Raw genomic sequence first — 17,828 nt, forward strand, 5'->3', positions numbered from 1 at the left:
GCGGCATGCCGCTCAGTCAACGATGCGCGGTTTTGTATTTACGCTCGATCCGGGCTTGAATTATTTCCAGCACCATCGACATGAGCCAGTAGATCAACGCCGCAGTAATCAGCATTTCTATGTGGCGGAACTCCCGCTGGCCTGCGGTGCGCGCAACGTAAGTCAATTCCCATACACCTACGACAGAGACCAGCGAGCTATCCTTGAGCATGGCGATGAACTGGTTGCCGGTGGGCGGAATAATGATGCGCATGGCTTGCGGCAGAATGATCATACGCATGGTTTTACCTCTGTCCAAACCTAACGCCAGCGCAGCTTCCCATTGCCCCTTCGGAATGCTTTGAATCCCGGCGCGGAATATTTCCGTCATGTATGCACCGTAGCACAGCGATAAAGCGGCTATCCCGGCCGGAATAGGATCAACGATATAACCCAGCTGCGGCAATCCAATGTAGAGGATGAATATCTGCATCAGCAGTGGCAGGCCGCGGAACAAGGATGTATAAAAGGTAGCGATACCGATGGCGATGCCGCTCGAAGAAAGTTTCGCGATGGCGCCGATCAGGGCAAGCACGAACGCGATCATGATTGAGATTGCGGAAATATAGAGCGTCGTGACCGCGCCCTGACTGATCAGATACCATATCTTGCGCTGGATAAATTCGAAGCTGAGATTGAACGTGGAGAAGAACAACACCACCAGCAGCGCTAACTCGACCCATACAATGATTATTTGCCAGCGCACCGAAAAGCGGGTGAGTAAATAATAATTGAGAGCGAGCGCGCCCAGGATGACTGTTCCGGTGATTGTCTTGCCAAGCCAGCCGGCCGTGTCAGCATTGCCCGGCGCAAAAGATACCAGATGCTGGATCCAGCCTGGATTAATTTGCAATGCGTAGTAGGCGCCTGCCAGCATCAAGCCAAGCAATAATAAAATCGAAATATTCCGTGCCTGATTTTTCTCAATGTTTTCGACTAACACGTGTGTCTCCCATCTATGTCTCTCAGTGGTGCCGGATGCATTGCTTACCACGCTTATTTGCTACGCTTATCTGCTACGATTGCCGGTTACTTTTTTGTTCCTGGATGAAATCCATTAACTGGTAATACCAGTAAGTCATCTGAACCGCCGCTGTTCCAGCCATGCCGCCATTCCATACCAGGCCGAAGGGCGCGAATTGCCGATAACGGTCGGTTTCACCGGCAATCCCCTGCGCCACCACCTTGCCGCCGATGGCAGTCGTATTCATGCCGTGGCCGCCGAAACCCATGCAATACCATACGCCGGGCTTTAACTGACCGATCAAAGGCATCAAATGCCGGGCGTAAGACATCAGGCCCGACCAGGCGACATCGACCTTGATGCCTTCCAGTTGCGGGTAGGTGTCTACCATCCGCTTGCGTAACACTTCAGCCAGGCGCCGCGGTTCCGAGGTGCGGGTGGTAATCATGCCGCCCCACAGAATGCGTTCGCCACCATCAACCAGACGGTAATAGTCGCTGGCGCGCCGACTGTCGCCAATGGCCGAACTGGTGCGGATGGCTGAGGCAATCTGTGTTTTTGCGGCTTCGGTCAACAGCATGTAGGTTGCAATCGGCAAGTAGCTGCTAGCGAGTTTCGGAATCAGGTTGCCGGTGTGACCACCGCAGGTAAACACTACCGCTCCGGTCTTGACACTGCCTTGCGCTGTTTTCAGCAGTTTTACAGGAAGATCGCAAGCGGCGGACAATACCTCAGAGCCTTCAAATACCTGGCCGCCCAGGCGTTCGATCTCAGCCACCAATGCTTGCGCGTAATTCAACGGGTGGAAATGAAATGCATGCGGATCGTAAAGCGCCTGACGATATGTGTCCGTTGCCAGCATATCCCGCAATGCCTCGCGCGATTTGAACTCGACTTGATACTGGAACTCGCGCGCCAGCCATTCTCGTTGCGCCTGCATCTGGTCAGCGTTTTCGTAGCGGCAGACGCGTAAAGTGCCATGGGTGGCGTGTGCCTGTTGCATTGCGAGGTGCTGAATGTTGTCGGCGACGATCTGCACACCTTCGATCGACATCCGGTAAAGCGATGTCGCGTTGTCTAGCCCGGCCACACGCGCGATCTCTTGAAAGCTGTTTGAATAGCCAGGACTGACGACACCGCCGTTGCGCCCCGAGGCGCCCCACGCCACGCGCTTTGCTTCAAGCAGAATGACTGAGCGGCCAAGGCGCAACAATTCCAAGGCGGCGGTGATGCCCGCGAGGCCGCCGCCAATGATGCATACATCCGCTTCCAACGTGCCGCTCAGGCTGGGGCGTGCCTGCTCGGCCTGTAGCGTTCGCGTGTAATAACTGTCTATATAAGATGGCATACGCAATTCATGGTTTGGCTGCGGAAAATATGGCGGCTATGGAAGCCGCCATAGCGCGTCATTTCGTGTAGTCGCGACCAAACCATTTCATGCTGATCTTGGTCAGAGTGCCATCCTGTTTCATTGCCTTGATCGTCTCGCCGATCTTCTTGTTCCATTCGGCGTCGCCCTTGTCGGTCACGATAGCCAGTGGTTCCTGGAAGGCATAGTCGTTCGGAATGATTTTCACCGGATAACCATTCTTGATCGCGCTAAGCGCCGTCTGCTCTGGCGTGATGACAGCATCCAGGCGGGTACCGTCTCCAAGACGCAAATCGTCGAAAGGAAGCATGGAATCGACATAGGTTTTCATCTCTTTCGGCTTCTGCGTCATGTATTTAAATTCCGGCACGCCCGGGGCATCGATTTCGAGGCGATTGAGAATGTAGTCTTCCGATGTGGTGCCGCCTTCGGCCCCAATTGTTTTTCCATTCAGGTCGTTCCGTGTTTTTGCTTTTGAGTTCTTATGCACGGCAAAAACGTAAGGGCTGTAATAATAAAGAGCCGGAAAATCCAGGAGCTTGGCGCGCGCCTTGGTTGGGGTTACCGACAGCACAGAAACATCCCAGCGGCCGCGCCAGTGTCCGCCAGTCATCAAGCTGAAATCGGGCGTGTCGAACGTTACGCCCACTCCGATGCGGCGTCCTAATTCCTTGGCGACGTCGATATCGAAACCGTCGAATTCGTTCTTATCGTTCAGAAACGCTTGCGGTGGCCATTTGCCGCTGGTGGCGACCACCATCTTGCCGCTTTTCATCACGCGATTCAGCGTGTCGCCTGCCTGGGCGCTTGCTGAACAACAGGCTATAACGACCGCCATCGTAAGACCGTATAGAGTGCCCCGAATTTCTTTTGTCATGCCGTCTTCTCCTGATTTATGAACAACCAATATGCCGCGGTGCGGACATTCTTTACATCAAACAGATTTCAGGCACATTACCTGATGGCCGACAAATATTGGCGGCTCGGCCCGAATCTGAAGAAAATTCAAAAATCACGGTAATAACTCTCAGGCAATCTCAGTTTGGCCTTGGAGCTTGATGGCGGCCCGGTATCGCGCCATCAAGAGAGTGTGCAGACGGGAAATCGCTGTCTGGCGCAGTCGATGGTGAGAGGGTGGGGCACTAGGGAAGCGGGTTTTGTTGGATTCAGGTGCAGTCAAAATTGCTTGAATCCAATCGGGAAATGCGATTGAAATTGTGACGATTATCTCCTTAGCGACTTTGTCATCAATGAGTTTTTCTCATTCACCAATGCGCAGTTCGTCATTTTAATCGGCTATCAAGATGCTTCAGCCAAATATGTCCAGCAACATCCGGCTTACGTTTAACTCATACTATGAGATATCCCTTCAGATTGAAAATCAAATAAATACACAACATCATTACTTTTTGTAATCCATAAAACTTAATATCAAGTCAACAAAAGAAGCCCGTCGCGAGGGAATAGCGACCATGGCCGCTGCGACCGGGTTTGATCCGGTCTACAGGATTGCTTCCGAACGTGAGAATCTGGCAGTGCCGTAATGCAGCATGCATAAATCGGTAGACCTTTCTTAACTTCGGGAGCTTCAAATGTTACAAGAACAGCAAATAATCAGACCAAATCAAAACTTGTTCAGCATGACGGATACGCTGTCGTCGCGACGCAGAGGTTCCTCTCAGGCACGGCCCGAGGAGCGTTTGCCATTCACTGTCAGGATCGCGGACGATGAGCCGGCGTTGCGCAAGGCAGTTGATATACGGCGTGCCGCCTATGGACGCCACCTGCCCGAACTGGCAAAGAAAATGGATAGGGTTGAGCCGGCCGACATTGCGCAAGGTGCAGTCGTCTTGCTGGCGGAATCCAAGCTCGATGGCACATGCCTTGGGACGATACGGATTCAAACCAACCGTTTTCAGCCTTTGGCGCTCGAGCAATCGGTAATTTTGCCAGATTGGCTGCAAGGGCGGCGTCTGGCCGAGGCGACGCGCCTGGGGGTGGCCGACGGTCAGATCGGGAAAGTGGTTAAAAGCTTGTTATTCAAGGCATATTTTCAGTATTGCTTTGAAAACGATATCGACTGGATGGTGATCACCGCACGTTCTCCGCTGGATCGGCAATATACCGCGATGTTGTTTCAAGATGTCTTTCCGGGACGGGGCTTCATACCGATGATCCATGTAGGGAACCTGCCGCACCGGGTTCTGGCATTTGAGGTTGAGACGGTAGAGCCGCGCTGGAAGGCTGTCAATCACCCCTTGTTTCAGCTGATATTCGAGCTGGATCATCCCGACCTGGTTCTCTCCACGCAAAAACGGCAACTCGCGAATGCCAGCGATCATGTCGAAAATATCCGAGGCGGCTGGCACGGATCTTAAATACCTGCACAACTTCTGCTTGGTAATCGTCCGCTGATGTGGTGGAAGAGGGTAACATTGAGGCCAGGAAAGTTATGCCGTATTTTTACGGTACGCTACTATGGAAACCCTTCTTCTACATTTACGGATAGATGCCTATGTGGTTGTTTCATGCGGATGCGGCGAAAGACCGTGTAACAGCTTCAGGCACTCTGGATCGCTTGGTGTTTTATTTTTCAGTGGGCCTGTTGCCGTTACTGATTATCGTATTTACGGCAATCGGCTTCGTTACGCTTGATCATCCGTATCTGCAGAACGGTCCGTTGCCGCTACAACTCCGCATTTTGAGCGATCCCGGGGGGCGGTTGGCGCCCGCTCAGGCATTTCAGCAACTCACCGGAATGCCGCTGCAGGAGCATTTCGACACGCATCTGCAGGAGACGCCGTTCTGGTTTTCATTTGTGGTACCTGCTTCGGCGGCGGATGGACGCAGCGAAATCGAACTCTCGTCACGCCATGCGCAAGATGCCAGTTGCTGGGAAGGCGCCGGTGAGCGATGGCTAGGCAGCGTAAAGCGTGATCAGCAGCCCGGCAAGGAGCAAGGCCGGATGCGTGCTGAAAAGACGGGGTTCATCTTGTCTCTGGACATCAGTGCGCTACCGCTTAACATACTCTGCAAAGGTAGTTTTTCCGGCCCGGCGCGGATTGCAGCTCAACGCTGGACCGTACATGACTTCGGTATCTCACAGAACAAGTTCTATCGCAGCATCGGGCTATTGGAAGGTGGACTGTTGATGCTGACCATGTTCGTACTGGTCGCTGCAATGATAAACCGCGAGTGGATGTACGTGCTGTTTGCGGTCTGGTTGCTGGGCAATCTTCGCCTCGGCGCCAATTCGATGGGCTGGGATGCTTACTGGCTGATGTTGACCATTCCTAACGAATGGCTGGGCCTGGTGCGCAAGTTGACATTCGCGACCTATTACATCGTTACTTTTACCTTGTTTCATATATTGTTTACAGCGGAACTGAAGAGAATCAATTTTCCGCGGGTGGAGCGGTTAGGGCAATACTTGGGGATTCCCTTGTTCGCCGCCGCCGTTGTGTTGCCTTACAGCCGCTTTTTGCCGGTGCTCTGGGCATGTGCGGCGGTCGGCATAGCGGTGTTGATTTTCCTGTTGGTGCGCATTCTGGTGGTTACTCGGACCCGGGCTGCTTTCTGGTATTGCGCCTCCATGGTGGTGGTGCTGTTTGCGCGAGTAGATGAAGTGATCGGTGCTGCATTTGGTATTCGGACCCTGGACCAGGTACCGAACAACGCGATTGCAGCGCTGTTGTCGAGTCTGATGGCGGCTTTCGCTTTTGCTGAACAAATGCGCACAGGCAAGCGGGAACTGGCCATGGTCCAGGCCGAGTTGCGCACCACGTATGAAGTCACGCCAATTGGCTTATTTACGTTAGCCGCCGACGGTAGTTTCGTGCGCAGCAATTTGGCTCTGGAGAAAATGCTAGGGCGAAATAGCAGTGATCAGCTAGAAAAAAAATGGGACGATTATTTCGAACCCGGCGCACGCGATAAATTGCTGCGTATCGTTTCCGCCGGCGGCAGCAACGAAGCGGAACTGCGCGGCATCGCCAATGCTGACGGTGAAGCCAGTTTTTACCTGGTCACAGCCACCTTCGCCAATGGCCGCATCGAGGGTTCCTTGCAGGATATTACGGATCGGTCCCAGACTGTGCAGCGCTTGCGGTTCTTTGCCGAGCATGACCCGTTGACCGGTGTCCTTAACCGCCGTGGCATTGAAATCATGCTGGAGGAGGCGATTGAACGCCAAGCCGACGACAGGCCGCTGGCACTAGCCTATCTCGATCTGGATCGCTTCAAGTTGATCAATGATCTGTTTGGCCATCAATCCGGCGATGAGGTGCTGAAGCAGCTATGCCAACGGGTGCAGGAATTGCTGAGTGGCGATAGTTACATAGGCCGCATCGGCGGCGACGAATTCATTATCCTGTTCCGGGATAAAGACATTAGTACGGCGACTGACATCTGTCGCGCCATTGTCCAAAAAATCAGCTACCAGTCGTATCACATTGGCGCCCGCGCATTCCAGGTAAAAGGTTCGATAGGCCTGATTGAAGTGGATGCAGGCATGCGCGTTCAGGATGCCATTTCAGCCGCGGATCGCGCGTGCCGGGAAGCCAAGAAAGCGCACGATGAGCATATTGTCGTGTATCAAAAAAATGCGCCGGTATTCCGCGAACGGCTGGAAGAACTCAGTTTGATAGAACGGCTGGGCGGGGAATTCCTGCCGGCAGGTTTGTTTGTCGAAATGCAGCCGATCATGTCGCTGCGCGAACCTGAGGCTTCGCTCAATTTCGAAGTATTGCTGCGGCTGCGCGATGCAGACAACAAGGTGGTGCCGGCAACCAAGGTGGTTGCGGCAGCGGAAGAAAACGGCAATATTGCCGTGATTGACCGCTGGGTCATGAACACGGTGCTGGAATGGCTGGCGCAACACCAGTCGCAACTGCCGTTGACAAAGTTTGTCTGCGTGAATTTGAGCGGCGCTTCGCTTAATGATGAGAAATTCATCCAGGATCTCTTTGTGATAATGGGTAAGCATCCGCAAGTGGTGCCCATGCTATGCATCGAAATCACCGAAAGCGTCGCTCTGCACGATCTGGAACATACCAGTCGCATCATTCAGCGCCTGCAGGCGTTGGGTGCGAAAATCGCTTTGGATGATTTCGGCGCCGGCTATACCTCGTTCACCTACCTCAAGAGCTTGTCGGCAGATGCCTTGAAAATTGACGGCGCCTTCATTCAGAGCATGAACACGCACCCGGCCAATGAGGCGATTGTTGAAGCCATCGTCGAGCTGGCGCGCAACCTCGGCATGAAGAGCATCGCCGAATGGGTGGAGGATTGCGCGATGATCGAAGCACTGGCGAAGCTGGGCGTCGATTATGTGCAAGGTTATGTGGTAGCCAAGCCGCAATCGCCGCAAGCGATACTGGCCGCCAGTTCCGCCGCCAGCTTCATTACCGATCCAGCCTTGGCCCGGTTCGTATCCAGCAGGCGCATCGACGGCCAGTCGTGGGGCGAAAGCGATGAGGATTTGCCGGCCACAGGTTTGCATTAGGCGACCCGGAAGCGATATGATTGCAATTTCATAAAGTATTTATGAACGCGGCAATTTCCGGCTTTTCCCTCGGTCTTTCACTGATTCTCGCTATCGGCGCACAAAATGCCTTTGTTCTCAAACAAGGGCTTAAGCGCGAGCATGTTTTCCTGGTTTGCCTGACTTGCGCGGCTTCTGACGCCATCCTGATATTGTTCGGCGTCATGGGCTTGGGCATCGTCATCGACCGCGCGCCATGGCTGATGCCTGTCATGCGTTACGGTGGCGCTGCCTTCCTGGTCTTGTATGGCGTCAAAAGCTTCATCGCCGCCTGGCGCTCGTCAGATGTACTGCAGCAGGCCGAGGACATAAAAGCGGCTTTGCTGCCGACGCTGCTGACCTGTGCCGCGCTGACCTGGCTAAATCCGCACGTCTATCTCGATACCGTGCTGCTGATCGGTTCCGTTTCAACCCAGTTTCCAGGCGAAAGAGGCCTGTTCGCCGCCGGCGCGATGCTGTCGTCGTTTGTATTCTTCTTTTCGCTGGGTTATGGCGCTGCGTGGCTTAGGCCGATTTTTGCCAAGCCGATGTCGTGGCGCGTGCTGGAGGTTGTCGTTGGCATCACGATGTGGTCAATAGCCTATAAATTGCTTAGCGAGTGAGCGCAGGCAGCGAACTCGGGAAAGCAGGCGTTCAACTGGCCAAATTCAACATTCGATAGTGATAACGTGCGCTTGAATCTTGCCGTCCACAGGGCCACGTCCGAACTGTTTGGCGATGGCTGCCTCAGCGACGTCGGTTGCTTCGTCGAGCCGTGATTTGCCGCGTGCCGCGATTTCGTTACGTAGCGGCGTCCCTTGGCAGTACGCGATCGCAGGGATCCGCGGAGACGTTGCCCGGCTGCGCGCCGCGACGGTACTAATGTGGGGTGACGAGCGGAAGCCGCCAGCTTTCAGGTCGCGGGCAATGGTTGCGAGGTCATGGTAGCCGTGGGGCGTGCGCGCCATGAAGCGCGGAGGATCCGTGGGAAACAGCGATGCGAGTGCAGCCGCAACGCTGTGAGCGAACTCGTTCTCCTCGATTCGATCCCAGACATTAAAAATGAGAATGCCCCCTGAGCCGAGAACACGACGTGCCTCCGAAAACGCTTGCGACTTATCGGGAAAGAACATGACGCCAAACTGGCACACCACGGCATCAAACACTGAGTCCTCGAAAGGCAGTTGCGTAGCATCCGCTTGACGCCACTCTACGGGGCGCGCAGTCCCGACCTCGGAAGCCAGGTCCAGCATCGGTTGATTAAGGTCCGTGGCAACAATGGAGACGCTTTCCGGCAACACGGACGCCAATTGGCGAGTCACGACACCTGTGCCGGCGGCAATCTCGAGTACGCGAGCAAGCGGCCGCGAAGCTACCCGATTCACCAGGTCCGCAGCATACGGTTCAAAGATAAGCGGAACCAGATACTCTTCATAGAGCCTGGGGATTGAGCCAGTGAAGACTTTGTCGATATCGGGACTGTTCAAGGTATTCTCCTTTGCGCCACGGCTACAAAAAGTCAGGCTAAAGGTCAGGCATCGGCCTGCCGATTTATTACCCGGGAATCTCAGCCTCAACCAATTGCGCAAGAAGAGTGAGCGATTCCTGCCATCCGAGGTAGCAAGCCTCAGGGGGAATCGCTTCCGGTATGCCTTCTTGCACAATGTTTACTTCGGTGCCGCAAGAAACCTTCTGTAAAGAAATTGTCGTCTGCATTTCCCCCGGCAAACCAGGGTCGTCGAATTTGTCCGTATGTCGAATCCGTTCGTTGGGTATCAACTCGAGATACTCACCGCCAAAGGAGTGACTGTTTCTCGTGGCGAAGTTGGTAAATGACATTTTATAGGTGCCACCAACTTTGGCATCGATATGGTGGACCTTGCCGGTGAAACCATTTGGCGGAAGCCATTTAGTCATCGCGTCGGCATCGAGAAACGCTCGGTAGATTCTCTCCGGGGGGGCCCGGAGCACGCGATGAAGTCGAATTGTGTTCGTAGCCATGATTCCTTTGCCTTTCCCCACGATGGATGACTAACTCTGTCAGGATTTACAGCATGAGCATACACCTTAACGGTAAAATGGCGGCAGGCGCTGAATGCCCTATCTATCCAATATTGAACTGAGAATCTTATGAGTGCAACGCTTGAACCGACCCTTAAACACCTTGTATTCTGGAAATTGAAAGAGCATGCCGAAGGCGCCGACAAGGCCAGCAATGCCGTACAGATGAAAGCCATGCTGGATGGCTGCGCAGGCATCGTACCGGGCATGCTCAAGTTCGAAGTCGCGATTGCCCAGCCAGGGCTGGAAGCAACCTATGACGTGGTGCTCAATGCCGAGTTCACATCGCAGGCGGCGCTGGATGCTTACCAGAACCATCCGACCCACGTGGCGATCAAGCCGTTTTTCGGTGCGGTACGGGAAGCGCGCCAATGCATGGATTACCTGAGCTGATCGGCGATCATGTTTCCTTCACATATTTTTCCAATCGATAATCCATTCCTGACCTACCTCGGGGTTGAATTCGTCGAGATGGGCGAGGGCGCAGCCGAACTGGCGCTGACTTTGCAGCCGCACCATATGAATAGCTGGCAAGTCACCCACGGCGGGGTTTCGATGACTATGCTGGATGTAGTCATGGCCTTGGCCGGCCGCTCGCTTTATCCGCAAGCCGAAGCGGCAGTGACGGTCGAAATGAAAACCAGTTTTCTGCAACCCGCCGGACAAACCGGTGCGCGTATCGTGGCCAAAGGCCGCGCCTTTCATCGTTCCACCACCATGTGTTTTTGCGATGCCGAGTTATGGCACGGCGAGCATCTGGTGGCGAAGGCGATGGGAACCTTCAAATATCTCAAACATCATCGTGCGGCACTGAAGATCAAGCCGGGTTGATGCTTAATAGAACACTCAGAACACTCAGAACACTCTAGAACACTCAAATAGAACGGCAACCATGAAATTTCATCTGACAGTCGATAACTGGACAGCCCAGAAAGCCGATGCCCGCGCAGTGCGTTTCGACGTATTCGTCATCGAACAGAAGATTCCAGTCGAACTTGAGTGGGACGATATGGACGAACACTGCATACATGCGGTCGCCTACAACGAAGCCGGCCAGGCGATCGGCACCGGCCGCCTGCTGCCGGACGGTCACATCGGCCGCATGGCGGTGCGTTCAGCCGGACGCGGCCAGGGCGTAGGCGCCGCCATCCTGGAAGCATTGATGGCACAGGCGCGGCAACGCGGCGACAAAGAGGTAGTGCTGAACGCTCAGACCCACGCAGAAGCGTTTTATGGACGCCATGGCTTCAGCCGCGATGGCGAGGAATATTACGAAGCCGGGATTCCGCATATCTGCATGCGTCACGTGTTTGCCTGGTTTGCCTGATTACTGCAATGCTCGGTTTACATGCTTGCTACCAGATTGGTGCGTCGGTTCCCAATGGCACCGATGGGCGGTTCCAGTGTGCCGGGGTCAACGATAATTTTCCGGCATGACTCACCGCCGTCAACCGGCCAAAGCCCGATTCACTATGTTCCAGCAGATCCTGAATCTGTTCAAAGCTGATATCGGCGGTCGCCAGGCCGTTCTCGACCCGTCCGAGCTGACGTAGCCAATGACCGGTTTGCGCCAGCGATACCTGCACATGCCAGCTGCCGCCTTCAATGACCCGGCGCGCCAATGCCGTCATGGCGCCGGCCGCCATCAAATATCCGGCAGCATGGTCCAGCACCTGCATCGGCAGCGGTTTCGGCTGCTCGCTGTGCGCCGCCTGTGCTTCGGCATGGTTGAAGCCGCTGGCGGTCTGCACAAGAGAATCGAAACCACGACGGTCGGCCCACGGTCCGACATGGCCATACGCCGATAGCGATACATAAACGATGCCAGGATGTTTTTTTGCCGCTGCCTCGGGGCCGAAGCCTAGTGCATCGAGTCCGCCCGGGCGGTAGCCTTGCACGAAAATGTCGGCGTCATGCAGCAAATGGCTCAGCGTCCGATGATCGTCCGGTTGCCGCAAATCGAGCTGGCATGAGCGTTTGCCGCGGCCGGTGTCAATCACCAGCGGACCGATCGCCGGCAGTTGTGGTGCGGTCACCAGCAAGACATCGGCGCCGTGCGCTGCCAGCGTACGGCCGCAGACCGGTCCGGCGATGATGCGGGTCAGGTCGAGTACCCGAACGCCGTCCAGCGGCCGTTGCGCTACCGGTGGGCGCAGTGCGCGCGGCGGCGCATCGCCGATCTTTTCTATGGTCAGGAGCGGCAGTGTTTGCACCGCTTGTCCTTGCGGGTGGCGATCCCATTCTTCGAACGAGCGCATGGCTGTGACTACCAGGCCGGTGCTGGCCGCAGCGTCCTCGAAACCTTCCGCAGTCCAGCTTTGCAGCGCTTGCCGCACGCTCTCAACGGTATGCTCGCATTGCAACAACCGGAGCACGCCATCTCGATGATGTGGAAAATTGGTGTGCAGACGCAACCATTTGCCGTCGCCGCAGCAATAGGTGCCGGCGATTTTGTCCCAGATCTCATCGCTGCGGGCGTCATTGACCCGGAAGTGGCGTTCACTGCGGAATTCAGCCGCTGCATGGCGCATGTCGACGCTTACCTGTTGCGGTTGCTGGCTGCGCAGTTGCCACAGTTGCGCAGCTGACAAGGTCGCCACGGCAATGCTGGCCTGGGCGGCGGTGCCGACTGCGAACGATGACGGCAATATCGGCTCGCTGCCGCTCAGCGATAGCTGCGACAAAGCGGCGTCCGGCTGGCCAAGGGTGCGCCACAGCTGCTGTACAACATCAGATGGCGCAAGCGTCGCTTGCGACGAATTCGGATCGGATGACAGCAACATGATCTGCTCCTTGAGTGTGGCGGCGCGGCTATGTCAGCGCGAACAGCGGGGGGATTCTGACGGCGATTTAGCGTGGGTATGTATGCGTGAAGGGGAGTCGGATGGCGACGCCACTCTTTCATGCAGCATGGCGCTGCCGTTGGCCCTGATTTTTACCAATGTCGAGGCGCGCGTGCCGTAATCGGGCGATTCGATAAATACGGCCGACAGCACACGTTCCAGTTCGATGCCGACTCCGGTGGATGGCAGCCGGCAGTCGCCGGCGCGGGTGGTGTCGCTCAACATGTCAAAGAAGCAGGCGTCAGGCGCGCCCTGGCACAGCAGGCTGGCAAATTGCGCCTTGGTGCGCACTACCTTCGGCCAGCAACCGTCTAGCGACGCGTTCGACAATCCATAGATGCCAGGCGGCAGCGGCAGGCCGTTGCGGGCGTCTTCCTCATTCTTGTTGGAATACCAGATCAATTCCTTGCCGTCGCCGACCAACAGATTGAAGCCATTGTATTTTGCGGCGTCGCCGGCAATGTCGGCGATGTACTCAGCCGGTGTTTTTTTACTGCCCAGGAAATCCGATACCAGCGTGCCGCGGGTAGGTGCATCGGCACGCCGTTCTGCCGGCGCTCGCACATTGGTGATGGCGGCAAAGCGGCCGCCGCGGGTGATGCCGATCCAGGTGCCGCCGTCTTGCAGGTCGCGGCCGGCGTAGATGTCGGGCCGGTCTTCCCACCAGTTGGCAGGTGCGGTCGGTCGCGCATAGAATTCATCGCGGTTGGCGGCGGCTATCAAGGGGGAGCCAGGAATCACTTGCCACGCAAAAACAATCAAGCACATGATGAAATATTCACAAAAAATTCAGAATGACGAGGGCCATCGATAAGAGCCGTGAGGCCGTGCCGGGTAACCGCCTGTTCGATAATTTCGATGAAATCCGGCGGCACCGAAGAATACACCTCCATCCAGGTGTGATGCTCATCTTTAATTTCGGGGCTGCGCTTGAGGGCGGTGGCGATCTGATGTTGCAACGAAAGCCCGGCTTGCATTGCCGCCGCCGCAGTGTCGAATTGCTGGGCGTTGGCGGCGGCTACGCGGTAATAGATATAGAGATCGGTGCTCATTTTGCGCTCACGCCGACAGTTCTGCGTCTGTTACATCGACAATTGAATAGGGTAACGCCTGGAAATGCAGTTGCGCGCCATTCACTGAACCTAAATGTACTGTACTGTTTTCCAATGCAGCCAGCTTGATTTCCAGCAGGCAGCTGCTGCTATCGGTGCTATCGGCTTCGGCATTGACGATCATGCCGCATGGCTGGTCCGGATCGGTGCTGGAAAATACTTCAGTGCCGGCGGCAATGCCGGTCGCTGCGACGCTGGCCAGTACGGCACGGCGCTTGAGTTTGCCAAGGTATTGGCTGCGCGCGACGATTTCCTGTCCCGGGTAGCAGCCTTTTTTGAAATTTACGCCGCCAATCACTTCAAAATTAATCATCTGCGGTACAAACTGTTCTTGTGTGGGCAGGGTGATTTGCGGAATGCCGGCCTGGATTTCACTCAGGCGCCAGGCCGATGCGGCAACCGGCGGCAAGCTTTCGCTCAGTTGCGGCCAGGCGGCGATTGCGTGTTCGGGAGTGGTGATCCATTGATAGCGCGGCGTGGCATTGGCGTCGGCGAGGCGGATCAGGGTGCCGTGGTCGTTGTCGACCTTGGCATAGGGGGTATTTGGCAGCGTTGGAAACCAGGGCGTCAGCGCCGCGCCGGCTGCATTGCCTGCCAGGCCCAGCGCGATCTGTGTATCAGACACGTCCGCCAGCTTGGCTTTGGCGCGCATGACAAACATTTGCAGGCGCTTCTGGATTGCTGCCTGCAAGCTGCGCGGCAGTTGCAGGAAGATGGTGTCATTACTCTTCCACATCAGGAAAGTGGCAAGCAAACGCCCTTTTGGCGAGCAATAACCGGCCAGCCGGGCTTGTCCGGCGGCAAGATTCTGGACATCATTGGTAAGCTGGGTATGCAAGAAGCTGGCAGCTTCGTCCCCGGTAAGCGCGATCAGGCCGAGGTCGGTCAACGGGGCAAAAAAAGAGGCACCGGCATCGACCGTCGCGGGCAGCGTCTCAAACTCTTGTTGCTGAGAAAAATTCAGCCAGGTACTTGTTATTTCATTCATAAATTGTAGGCATTCTCGAAACAGCGATTATCATATTGGGTTGATTATAGTGATGTCGCAAAAAAGGCGTTGGAGTTGGCCGTTTTTGCGAGATGCCTGAAAACCATTCGGAGCGTACCAGTCTTGTTTAAAAAACTATTGTTGAGCGTGATCTTGTTGGGCGGCCTGGCCGCTGGCGGCGTAGCTTACTGGGCGCAGCAAGCAATCTTCGATGCCGGCGCGGTACGGCCATTCACGATCAAACCAGGTAGTACTTTGGCAAGTTCGATGCAGCAGATCGACCAGGCCGGGGTCGGCGTCAATCCCGAGTTGCTGGGGCTGCTGGCACGGGTGACCGACAAGGGTGGCAAATTGAAGGCCGGCAGTTACGAGCTGAAACCTGGCACCACGCCGCTGCGCTTGCTGACGCAGCTGGTGCGCGGCGAGTTTGCACAAGAGTCGCTGACAGTCATCGAAGGTTGGACTTTCCGCCAGATGCGGCAGGCCGTGGCGGCGCAAACCTCGCTGAAGCACGATACCGCAGCGCTGTCCGACGCCGAACTGCTGGCAAAAATCACGCCCGACTACAGCATGCCGGAAGGCTTGTTCTTTCCCGATACCTATTTGTTTGCAAAAGGATCGAGCGACCTGCAGGTCTATAAGCAGGCCCACGGTTTACTGATCAAGCGCCTCAGCCAGGCGTGGGAAGGGCGCGATGCATCGCTGCCCTACAAGACGCCATATGAGGCCCTGGTGATGGCGTCGATCGTGGAAAAAGAAACCGGCCGCCGCGCCGATCGCAGCACAATTGCCGGTGTGTTCATCAACCGGCTCAAGATCGGCATGCTGCTGCAGACTGACCCGACCGTGATTTACGGCATGGGCGATCAATATCAGGGCACCATCCGCAAGCGCGACCTGACCACCGATACCCCTTACAACACCTATACCCGGGCCGGCCTGCCGCCGACGCCGATCGCCTTGCCAGGCGCGGAATCGATCAGCGCAGCCATGCATCCGGCGCAGACCGACGCCTTGTATTTCGTGGCACGGGGCGACGGCAGCAGCCATTTCTCGAGTAATCTGAGTGAACATAACCAGGCGGTCAATCAATATCAACGGTAGCAGCGGTAGAGAGTCCGGCGATGCGCGATAATTGCGGCATCAGCTGGTTTTCTTCAGAACCGCATAAGCAACTCAACAGGCAAGGCAATGGCATCAGGAAAATTCATCACGTTTGAAGGCATAGACGGCGCCGGCAAATCGACTCATATCGGTTTTGTCGCGGATCTGTTGTGCAAACAAGACTTGAAGGTCGTCACCACTCGCGAGCCGGGCGGCACCGAGTTGGGGGAAGCGCTGCGAGAAGTGTTGCTGCATCAGAAAATGCACCTGGAAACAGAAGCGATGCTGATGTTTGCCGCGCGTCGCGAGCATCTGGCGCAAGTGATAGAGCCGGCCCTGGCGCGCGGCGACTGGGTGATTTCAGATCGATTTACCGACGCCACGTTCGCCTATCAAGGCGGCGGCCGGCAATTGCCATTGGCTAAACTGGAAGCGCTGGAGCAGTGGGTGCATCCGCACTTGCAGCCGGATCTGACTTTGTTGTTCGATGTGCCGCTGGAAGTGGCGCGGACACGCCTGGATGCGACTCGTACGCTGGATAAATTCGAACAGGAAAAGGCAGATTTCTTCGCTGCCACGCGCGCTGAATACCTGCGTCGTGCAGCGCAATTCCCTGAGCGTTTCCATATCGTCGACGCGACCCGGACGATTGCCGAAGTCCGGCAAGCGCTGACGCAAATCATTTCAAACCTGTGCGCCAGATAGACAGCCATTTCAATGACGGTAACGCTCTGTAAATTCTATAAGTTCATCAGTTCTATAAACGAAGCGGAAATCAATGCGTAATTCCTTGTTCCCGTGGCAGGACGGCGTCTGGCAGCAGCTGCAGCAAATGCGCGCACGCTTGCCGCACGCGATTCTGTTTCACGGCGCTGAAGGCATCGGCAAAACCGTTTTTGCCGAGCTGTTCGCGCAATCGCTGCTGTGCGAACAGCCGCAGGCGGACGGCCATGCCTGCGGCGTATGCGGCTCTTGCGGCTGGTTCATGCAGTACAACCATCCCGATTACCGGCGTGTACGGCCGGAGATTTTGGATGGCGAGGATGCGGGCGATGGCGACGGCGCTGAAGGTGTTGAAGCCGGCGACAGCAAAAAAACTGCGAAGTCAGCCAAGGCGCCTTCCAAGGAAATCAAGATCGACCAGATCCGCGCCTTGTCCGGCTTCATGAATATCTCCACCCATCGCCAGGGACAGCGGGTGGTTTTACTGTATCCGGCCGAAGCGCTGAATACCGCCGCCTCCAATGCCTTGTTGAAGACATTGGAGGAGCCGCCGCCAAACACTGTCTTTCTGCTGAGTTCAAATAGTCTCGATCGTTTGCTGCCGACCATTTTGTCGCGCTGTCGCAAATTCGCCATGCCGCTGCCGTCGCGTGAACAAGCCATGGCGTGGCTGCGCCAGCAAGACGTGAAGGATGCCGATGTCTGGCTGGCAGAGCAGGGCGGAGCGCCGTTGACTGCTTATGCGCAGTCGCAAAGCGAAGGACGCGAGCTGATCGACGAGTTTTTGCTGCATTTGACCAAGCCCGGCATAGACGGTGCGCTGAAGTGTGCCGAGCATTTGCAGAAAACCCCGGTCGCCGAACTGGTCGGCTGGCAGCAGCGTTGGCTATATGACCTGTTTTCCTTTAAATTATGCGGCACAATCCGGTATTATCCTCGTTACGAAAAAGCCCTCGCGGGCCTAGCTGCCAAAGTTGAAACCGGCGCTCTGCTGCGGGCGCTGAAAAGCAGCAATGAACGTCGTGCAATTGCAGAACACCCTTTATCGGCGCGGCTCTTCATTGAAGAGATGCTGTTGGACTACGCCGCAATGTTTGCTTGAAT

General features: G+C 55.8%; 18 protein-coding genes. 9 read left to right on the forward strand and 9 right to left on the reverse strand.

Features of this window, described 5'->3' with window-relative positions; translation table 11 throughout:
- Positions 1-16: 16 nt before the first annotated feature.
- Genes KHU29_RS22315 through KHU29_RS02985 form a run of 3 tightly spaced genes read right to left on the reverse strand, consistent with a single transcriptional unit; the run spans position 17 to position 3,279 of the window.
- Positions 17-1,033, reverse strand: coding sequence for an amino acid ABC transporter permease (locus KHU29_RS22315; RefSeq protein ID WP_211451211.1), 1,017 nt, complete (start codon positions 1,031-1,033; stop codon positions 17-19).
- Between the two features lie 22 nt (positions 1,034-1,055).
- A complete protein-coding gene (locus KHU29_RS02980) occupies positions 1,056-2,351 on the reverse strand; it encodes an NAD(P)/FAD-dependent oxidoreductase (protein WP_211451212.1) in 1,296 nt (431 codons plus the stop codon).
- A 58-nt stretch (positions 2,352-2,409) separates the two neighbouring features.
- Positions 2,410-3,279, reverse strand: a complete 870-nt coding sequence (locus KHU29_RS02985) for a transporter substrate-binding domain-containing protein (RefSeq protein ID WP_211451213.1) — start codon at positions 3,277-3,279, stop codon at positions 2,410-2,412.
- A 733-nt stretch (positions 3,280-4,012) separates the two neighbouring features.
- On the opposite strand from KHU29_RS02985, the gene KHU29_RS02990 reads away from it, so the two are divergent.
- The 3 genes from KHU29_RS02990 (at position 4,013) to KHU29_RS03000 (ending at position 8,516) form a co-directional block, all read left to right on the forward strand.
- Positions 4,013-4,750 carry an N-acyl amino acid synthase FeeM domain-containing protein gene (locus KHU29_RS02990; protein ID WP_211451214.1) on the forward strand — a complete coding sequence of 246 codons (738 nt, stop codon included), beginning with the start codon at positions 4,013-4,015 and terminating at the stop codon, positions 4,748-4,750.
- 137 nt (positions 4,751-4,887) lie between these two features.
- On the forward strand, positions 4,888-7,875 hold the full coding sequence (locus KHU29_RS02995) for a putative bifunctional diguanylate cyclase/phosphodiesterase (protein WP_246541426.1): 2,988 nt from the start codon (positions 4,888-4,890) through the stop codon (positions 7,873-7,875).
- Between the two features lie 41 nt (positions 7,876-7,916).
- Positions 7,917-8,516: a LysE/ArgO family amino acid transporter gene (locus tag KHU29_RS03000; protein ID WP_211451216.1), complete on the forward strand. Its 600-nt coding sequence runs from the start codon at positions 7,917-7,919 to the stop codon at positions 8,514-8,516.
- 45 nt (positions 8,517-8,561) lie between these two features.
- On the opposite strand, the gene KHU29_RS03005 is transcribed toward KHU29_RS03000, so the two are convergent.
- Both KHU29_RS03005 and KHU29_RS03010 read right to left on the reverse strand, forming a co-directional pair.
- Positions 8,562-9,380, reverse strand: a complete 819-nt coding sequence (locus KHU29_RS03005) for a class I SAM-dependent methyltransferase (protein ID WP_211451217.1) — start codon at positions 9,378-9,380, stop codon at positions 8,562-8,564.
- A gap of 67 nt (positions 9,381-9,447) precedes the next feature.
- The gene (locus tag KHU29_RS03010) at positions 9,448-9,894 is read right to left on the reverse strand and encodes an SRPBCC family protein (protein WP_211451218.1); all 447 of its coding nucleotides are present in this window, start codon (positions 9,892-9,894) and stop codon (positions 9,448-9,450) included.
- Positions 9,895-10,023: 129 nt separating this feature from the next.
- On the opposite strand from KHU29_RS03010, the gene KHU29_RS03015 reads away from it, so the two are divergent.
- The 3 genes from KHU29_RS03015 to KHU29_RS03025 all read left to right on the forward strand — a co-directional run bounded on the left by KHU29_RS03015 (position 10,024) and on the right by KHU29_RS03025 (position 11,281).
- A complete protein-coding gene (locus KHU29_RS03015; RefSeq protein WP_211451219.1) occupies positions 10,024-10,347 on the forward strand; it encodes a Dabb family protein in 324 nt (107 codons plus the stop codon).
- Positions 10,348-10,356: 9 nt separating this feature from the next.
- A complete protein-coding gene (locus tag KHU29_RS03020) occupies positions 10,357-10,785 on the forward strand; it encodes a PaaI family thioesterase (protein ID WP_211451220.1) in 429 nt (142 codons plus the stop codon).
- Positions 10,786-10,846: 61 nt separating this feature from the next.
- Positions 10,847-11,281, forward strand: a complete 435-nt coding sequence (locus KHU29_RS03025; RefSeq protein WP_211451221.1) for a GNAT family N-acetyltransferase — start codon at positions 10,847-10,849, stop codon at positions 11,279-11,281.
- A gap of 28 nt (positions 11,282-11,309) precedes the next feature.
- On the opposite strand, the gene KHU29_RS03030 is transcribed toward KHU29_RS03025, so the two are convergent.
- From KHU29_RS03030 to ygfZ, 4 genes are read right to left on the reverse strand one after another with little or no spacing between them, the layout of a single operon-like run.
- Complete coding sequence (locus tag KHU29_RS03030; RefSeq protein ID WP_211451222.1) at positions 11,310-12,737, reverse strand: CoA transferase; 1,428 nt, start codon at positions 12,735-12,737, stop codon at positions 11,310-11,312.
- Positions 12,738-12,770: 33 nt separating this feature from the next.
- Positions 12,771-13,565 (reverse strand): NRDE family protein, encoded by a 795-nt coding sequence (locus tag KHU29_RS03035; protein WP_211451223.1) that lies wholly within the window; start codon positions 13,563-13,565, stop codon positions 12,771-12,773.
- On the reverse strand, positions 13,556-13,849 hold the full coding sequence (locus KHU29_RS03040) for a DUF4936 family protein (protein ID WP_211451224.1): 294 nt from the start codon (positions 13,847-13,849) through the stop codon (positions 13,556-13,558). Before KHU29_RS03040 ends, KHU29_RS03035 begins: the two co-directional genes overlap by 10 nt.
- A gap of 7 nt (positions 13,850-13,856) precedes the next feature.
- Positions 13,857-14,897 (reverse strand): CAF17-like 4Fe-4S cluster assembly/insertion protein YgfZ, encoded by a 1,041-nt coding sequence (gene ygfZ / locus KHU29_RS03045; protein ID WP_211451225.1) that lies wholly within the window; start codon positions 14,895-14,897, stop codon positions 13,857-13,859.
- Positions 14,898-15,020: 123 nt separating this feature from the next.
- On the opposite strand from ygfZ, the gene mltG reads away from it, so the two are divergent.
- The 3 genes from mltG (at position 15,021) to KHU29_RS03060 (ending at position 17,826) form a co-directional block, all read left to right on the forward strand.
- The gene (gene mltG, locus KHU29_RS03050; protein ID WP_211451226.1) at positions 15,021-16,001 is read left to right on the forward strand and encodes an endolytic transglycosylase MltG; all 981 of its coding nucleotides are present in this window, start codon (positions 15,021-15,023) and stop codon (positions 15,999-16,001) included.
- Positions 16,002-16,088: 87 nt separating this feature from the next.
- Positions 16,089-16,706 (forward strand): dTMP kinase, encoded by a 618-nt coding sequence (gene tmk, locus KHU29_RS03055; protein WP_211451227.1) that lies wholly within the window; start codon positions 16,089-16,091, stop codon positions 16,704-16,706.
- A 73-nt stretch (positions 16,707-16,779) separates the two neighbouring features.
- Positions 16,780-17,826, forward strand: coding sequence for a DNA polymerase III subunit delta' (locus KHU29_RS03060; protein WP_211451228.1), 1,047 nt, complete (start codon positions 16,780-16,782; stop codon positions 17,824-17,826).
- Positions 17,827-17,828: the final 2 nt, after the last annotated feature.

The organism is Collimonas antrihumi (assembly GCF_018304965.1).
GTDB lineage: Bacteria > Pseudomonadota > Gammaproteobacteria > Burkholderiales > Burkholderiaceae_D > Collimonas > Collimonas antrihumi.

What these genes read in the sequence shown, in the direction of transcription:
- KHU29_RS03040 (WP_211451224.1), bottom strand. Translation starts at nt 13,849, where the DNA reads ATGAGCACCGATCTCTATATCTATTACCGCGTAGCCGCCGCCAACGCC.
- KHU29_RS03010 (WP_211451218.1), bottom strand. Translation starts at nt 9,894, where the DNA reads ATGGCTACGAACACAATTCGACTTCATCGCGTGCTCCGGGCCCCCCCG.
- tmk (WP_211451227.1), top strand. Translation starts at nt 16,089, where the DNA reads ATGGCATCAGGAAAATTCATCACGTTTGAAGGCATAGACGGCGCCGGC.
- KHU29_RS02995 (WP_246541426.1), top strand. Translation starts at nt 4,888, where the DNA reads ATGTGGTTGTTTCATGCGGATGCGGCGAAAGACCGTGTAACAGCTTCA.
- KHU29_RS03060 (WP_211451228.1), top strand. Translation starts at nt 16,780, where the DNA reads ATGCGTAATTCCTTGTTCCCGTGGCAGGACGGCGTCTGGCAGCAGCTG.
- KHU29_RS02980 (WP_211451212.1), bottom strand. Translation starts at nt 2,351, where the DNA reads ATGCCATCTTATATAGACAGTTATTACACGCGAACGCTACAGGCCGAG.
- KHU29_RS03030 (WP_211451222.1), bottom strand. Translation starts at nt 12,737, where the DNA reads ATGTTGCTGTCATCCGATCCGAATTCGTCGCAAGCGACGCTTGCGCCA.
- ygfZ (WP_211451225.1), bottom strand. Translation starts at nt 14,897, where the DNA reads ATGAATGAAATAACAAGTACCTGGCTGAATTTTTCTCAGCAACAAGAG.
- KHU29_RS03020 (WP_211451220.1), top strand. Translation starts at nt 10,357, where the DNA reads ATGTTTCCTTCACATATTTTTCCAATCGATAATCCATTCCTGACCTAC.
- KHU29_RS03035 (WP_211451223.1), bottom strand. Translation starts at nt 13,565, where the DNA reads ATGTGCTTGATTGTTTTTGCGTGGCAAGTGATTCCTGGCTCCCCCTTG.
- KHU29_RS03025 (WP_211451221.1), top strand. Translation starts at nt 10,847, where the DNA reads ATGAAATTTCATCTGACAGTCGATAACTGGACAGCCCAGAAAGCCGAT.
- KHU29_RS03000 (WP_211451216.1), top strand. Translation starts at nt 7,917, where the DNA reads ATGAACGCGGCAATTTCCGGCTTTTCCCTCGGTCTTTCACTGATTCTC.
- KHU29_RS03015 (WP_211451219.1), top strand. Translation starts at nt 10,024, where the DNA reads ATGAGTGCAACGCTTGAACCGACCCTTAAACACCTTGTATTCTGGAAA.
- KHU29_RS02990 (WP_211451214.1), top strand. Translation starts at nt 4,013, where the DNA reads ATGACGGATACGCTGTCGTCGCGACGCAGAGGTTCCTCTCAGGCACGG.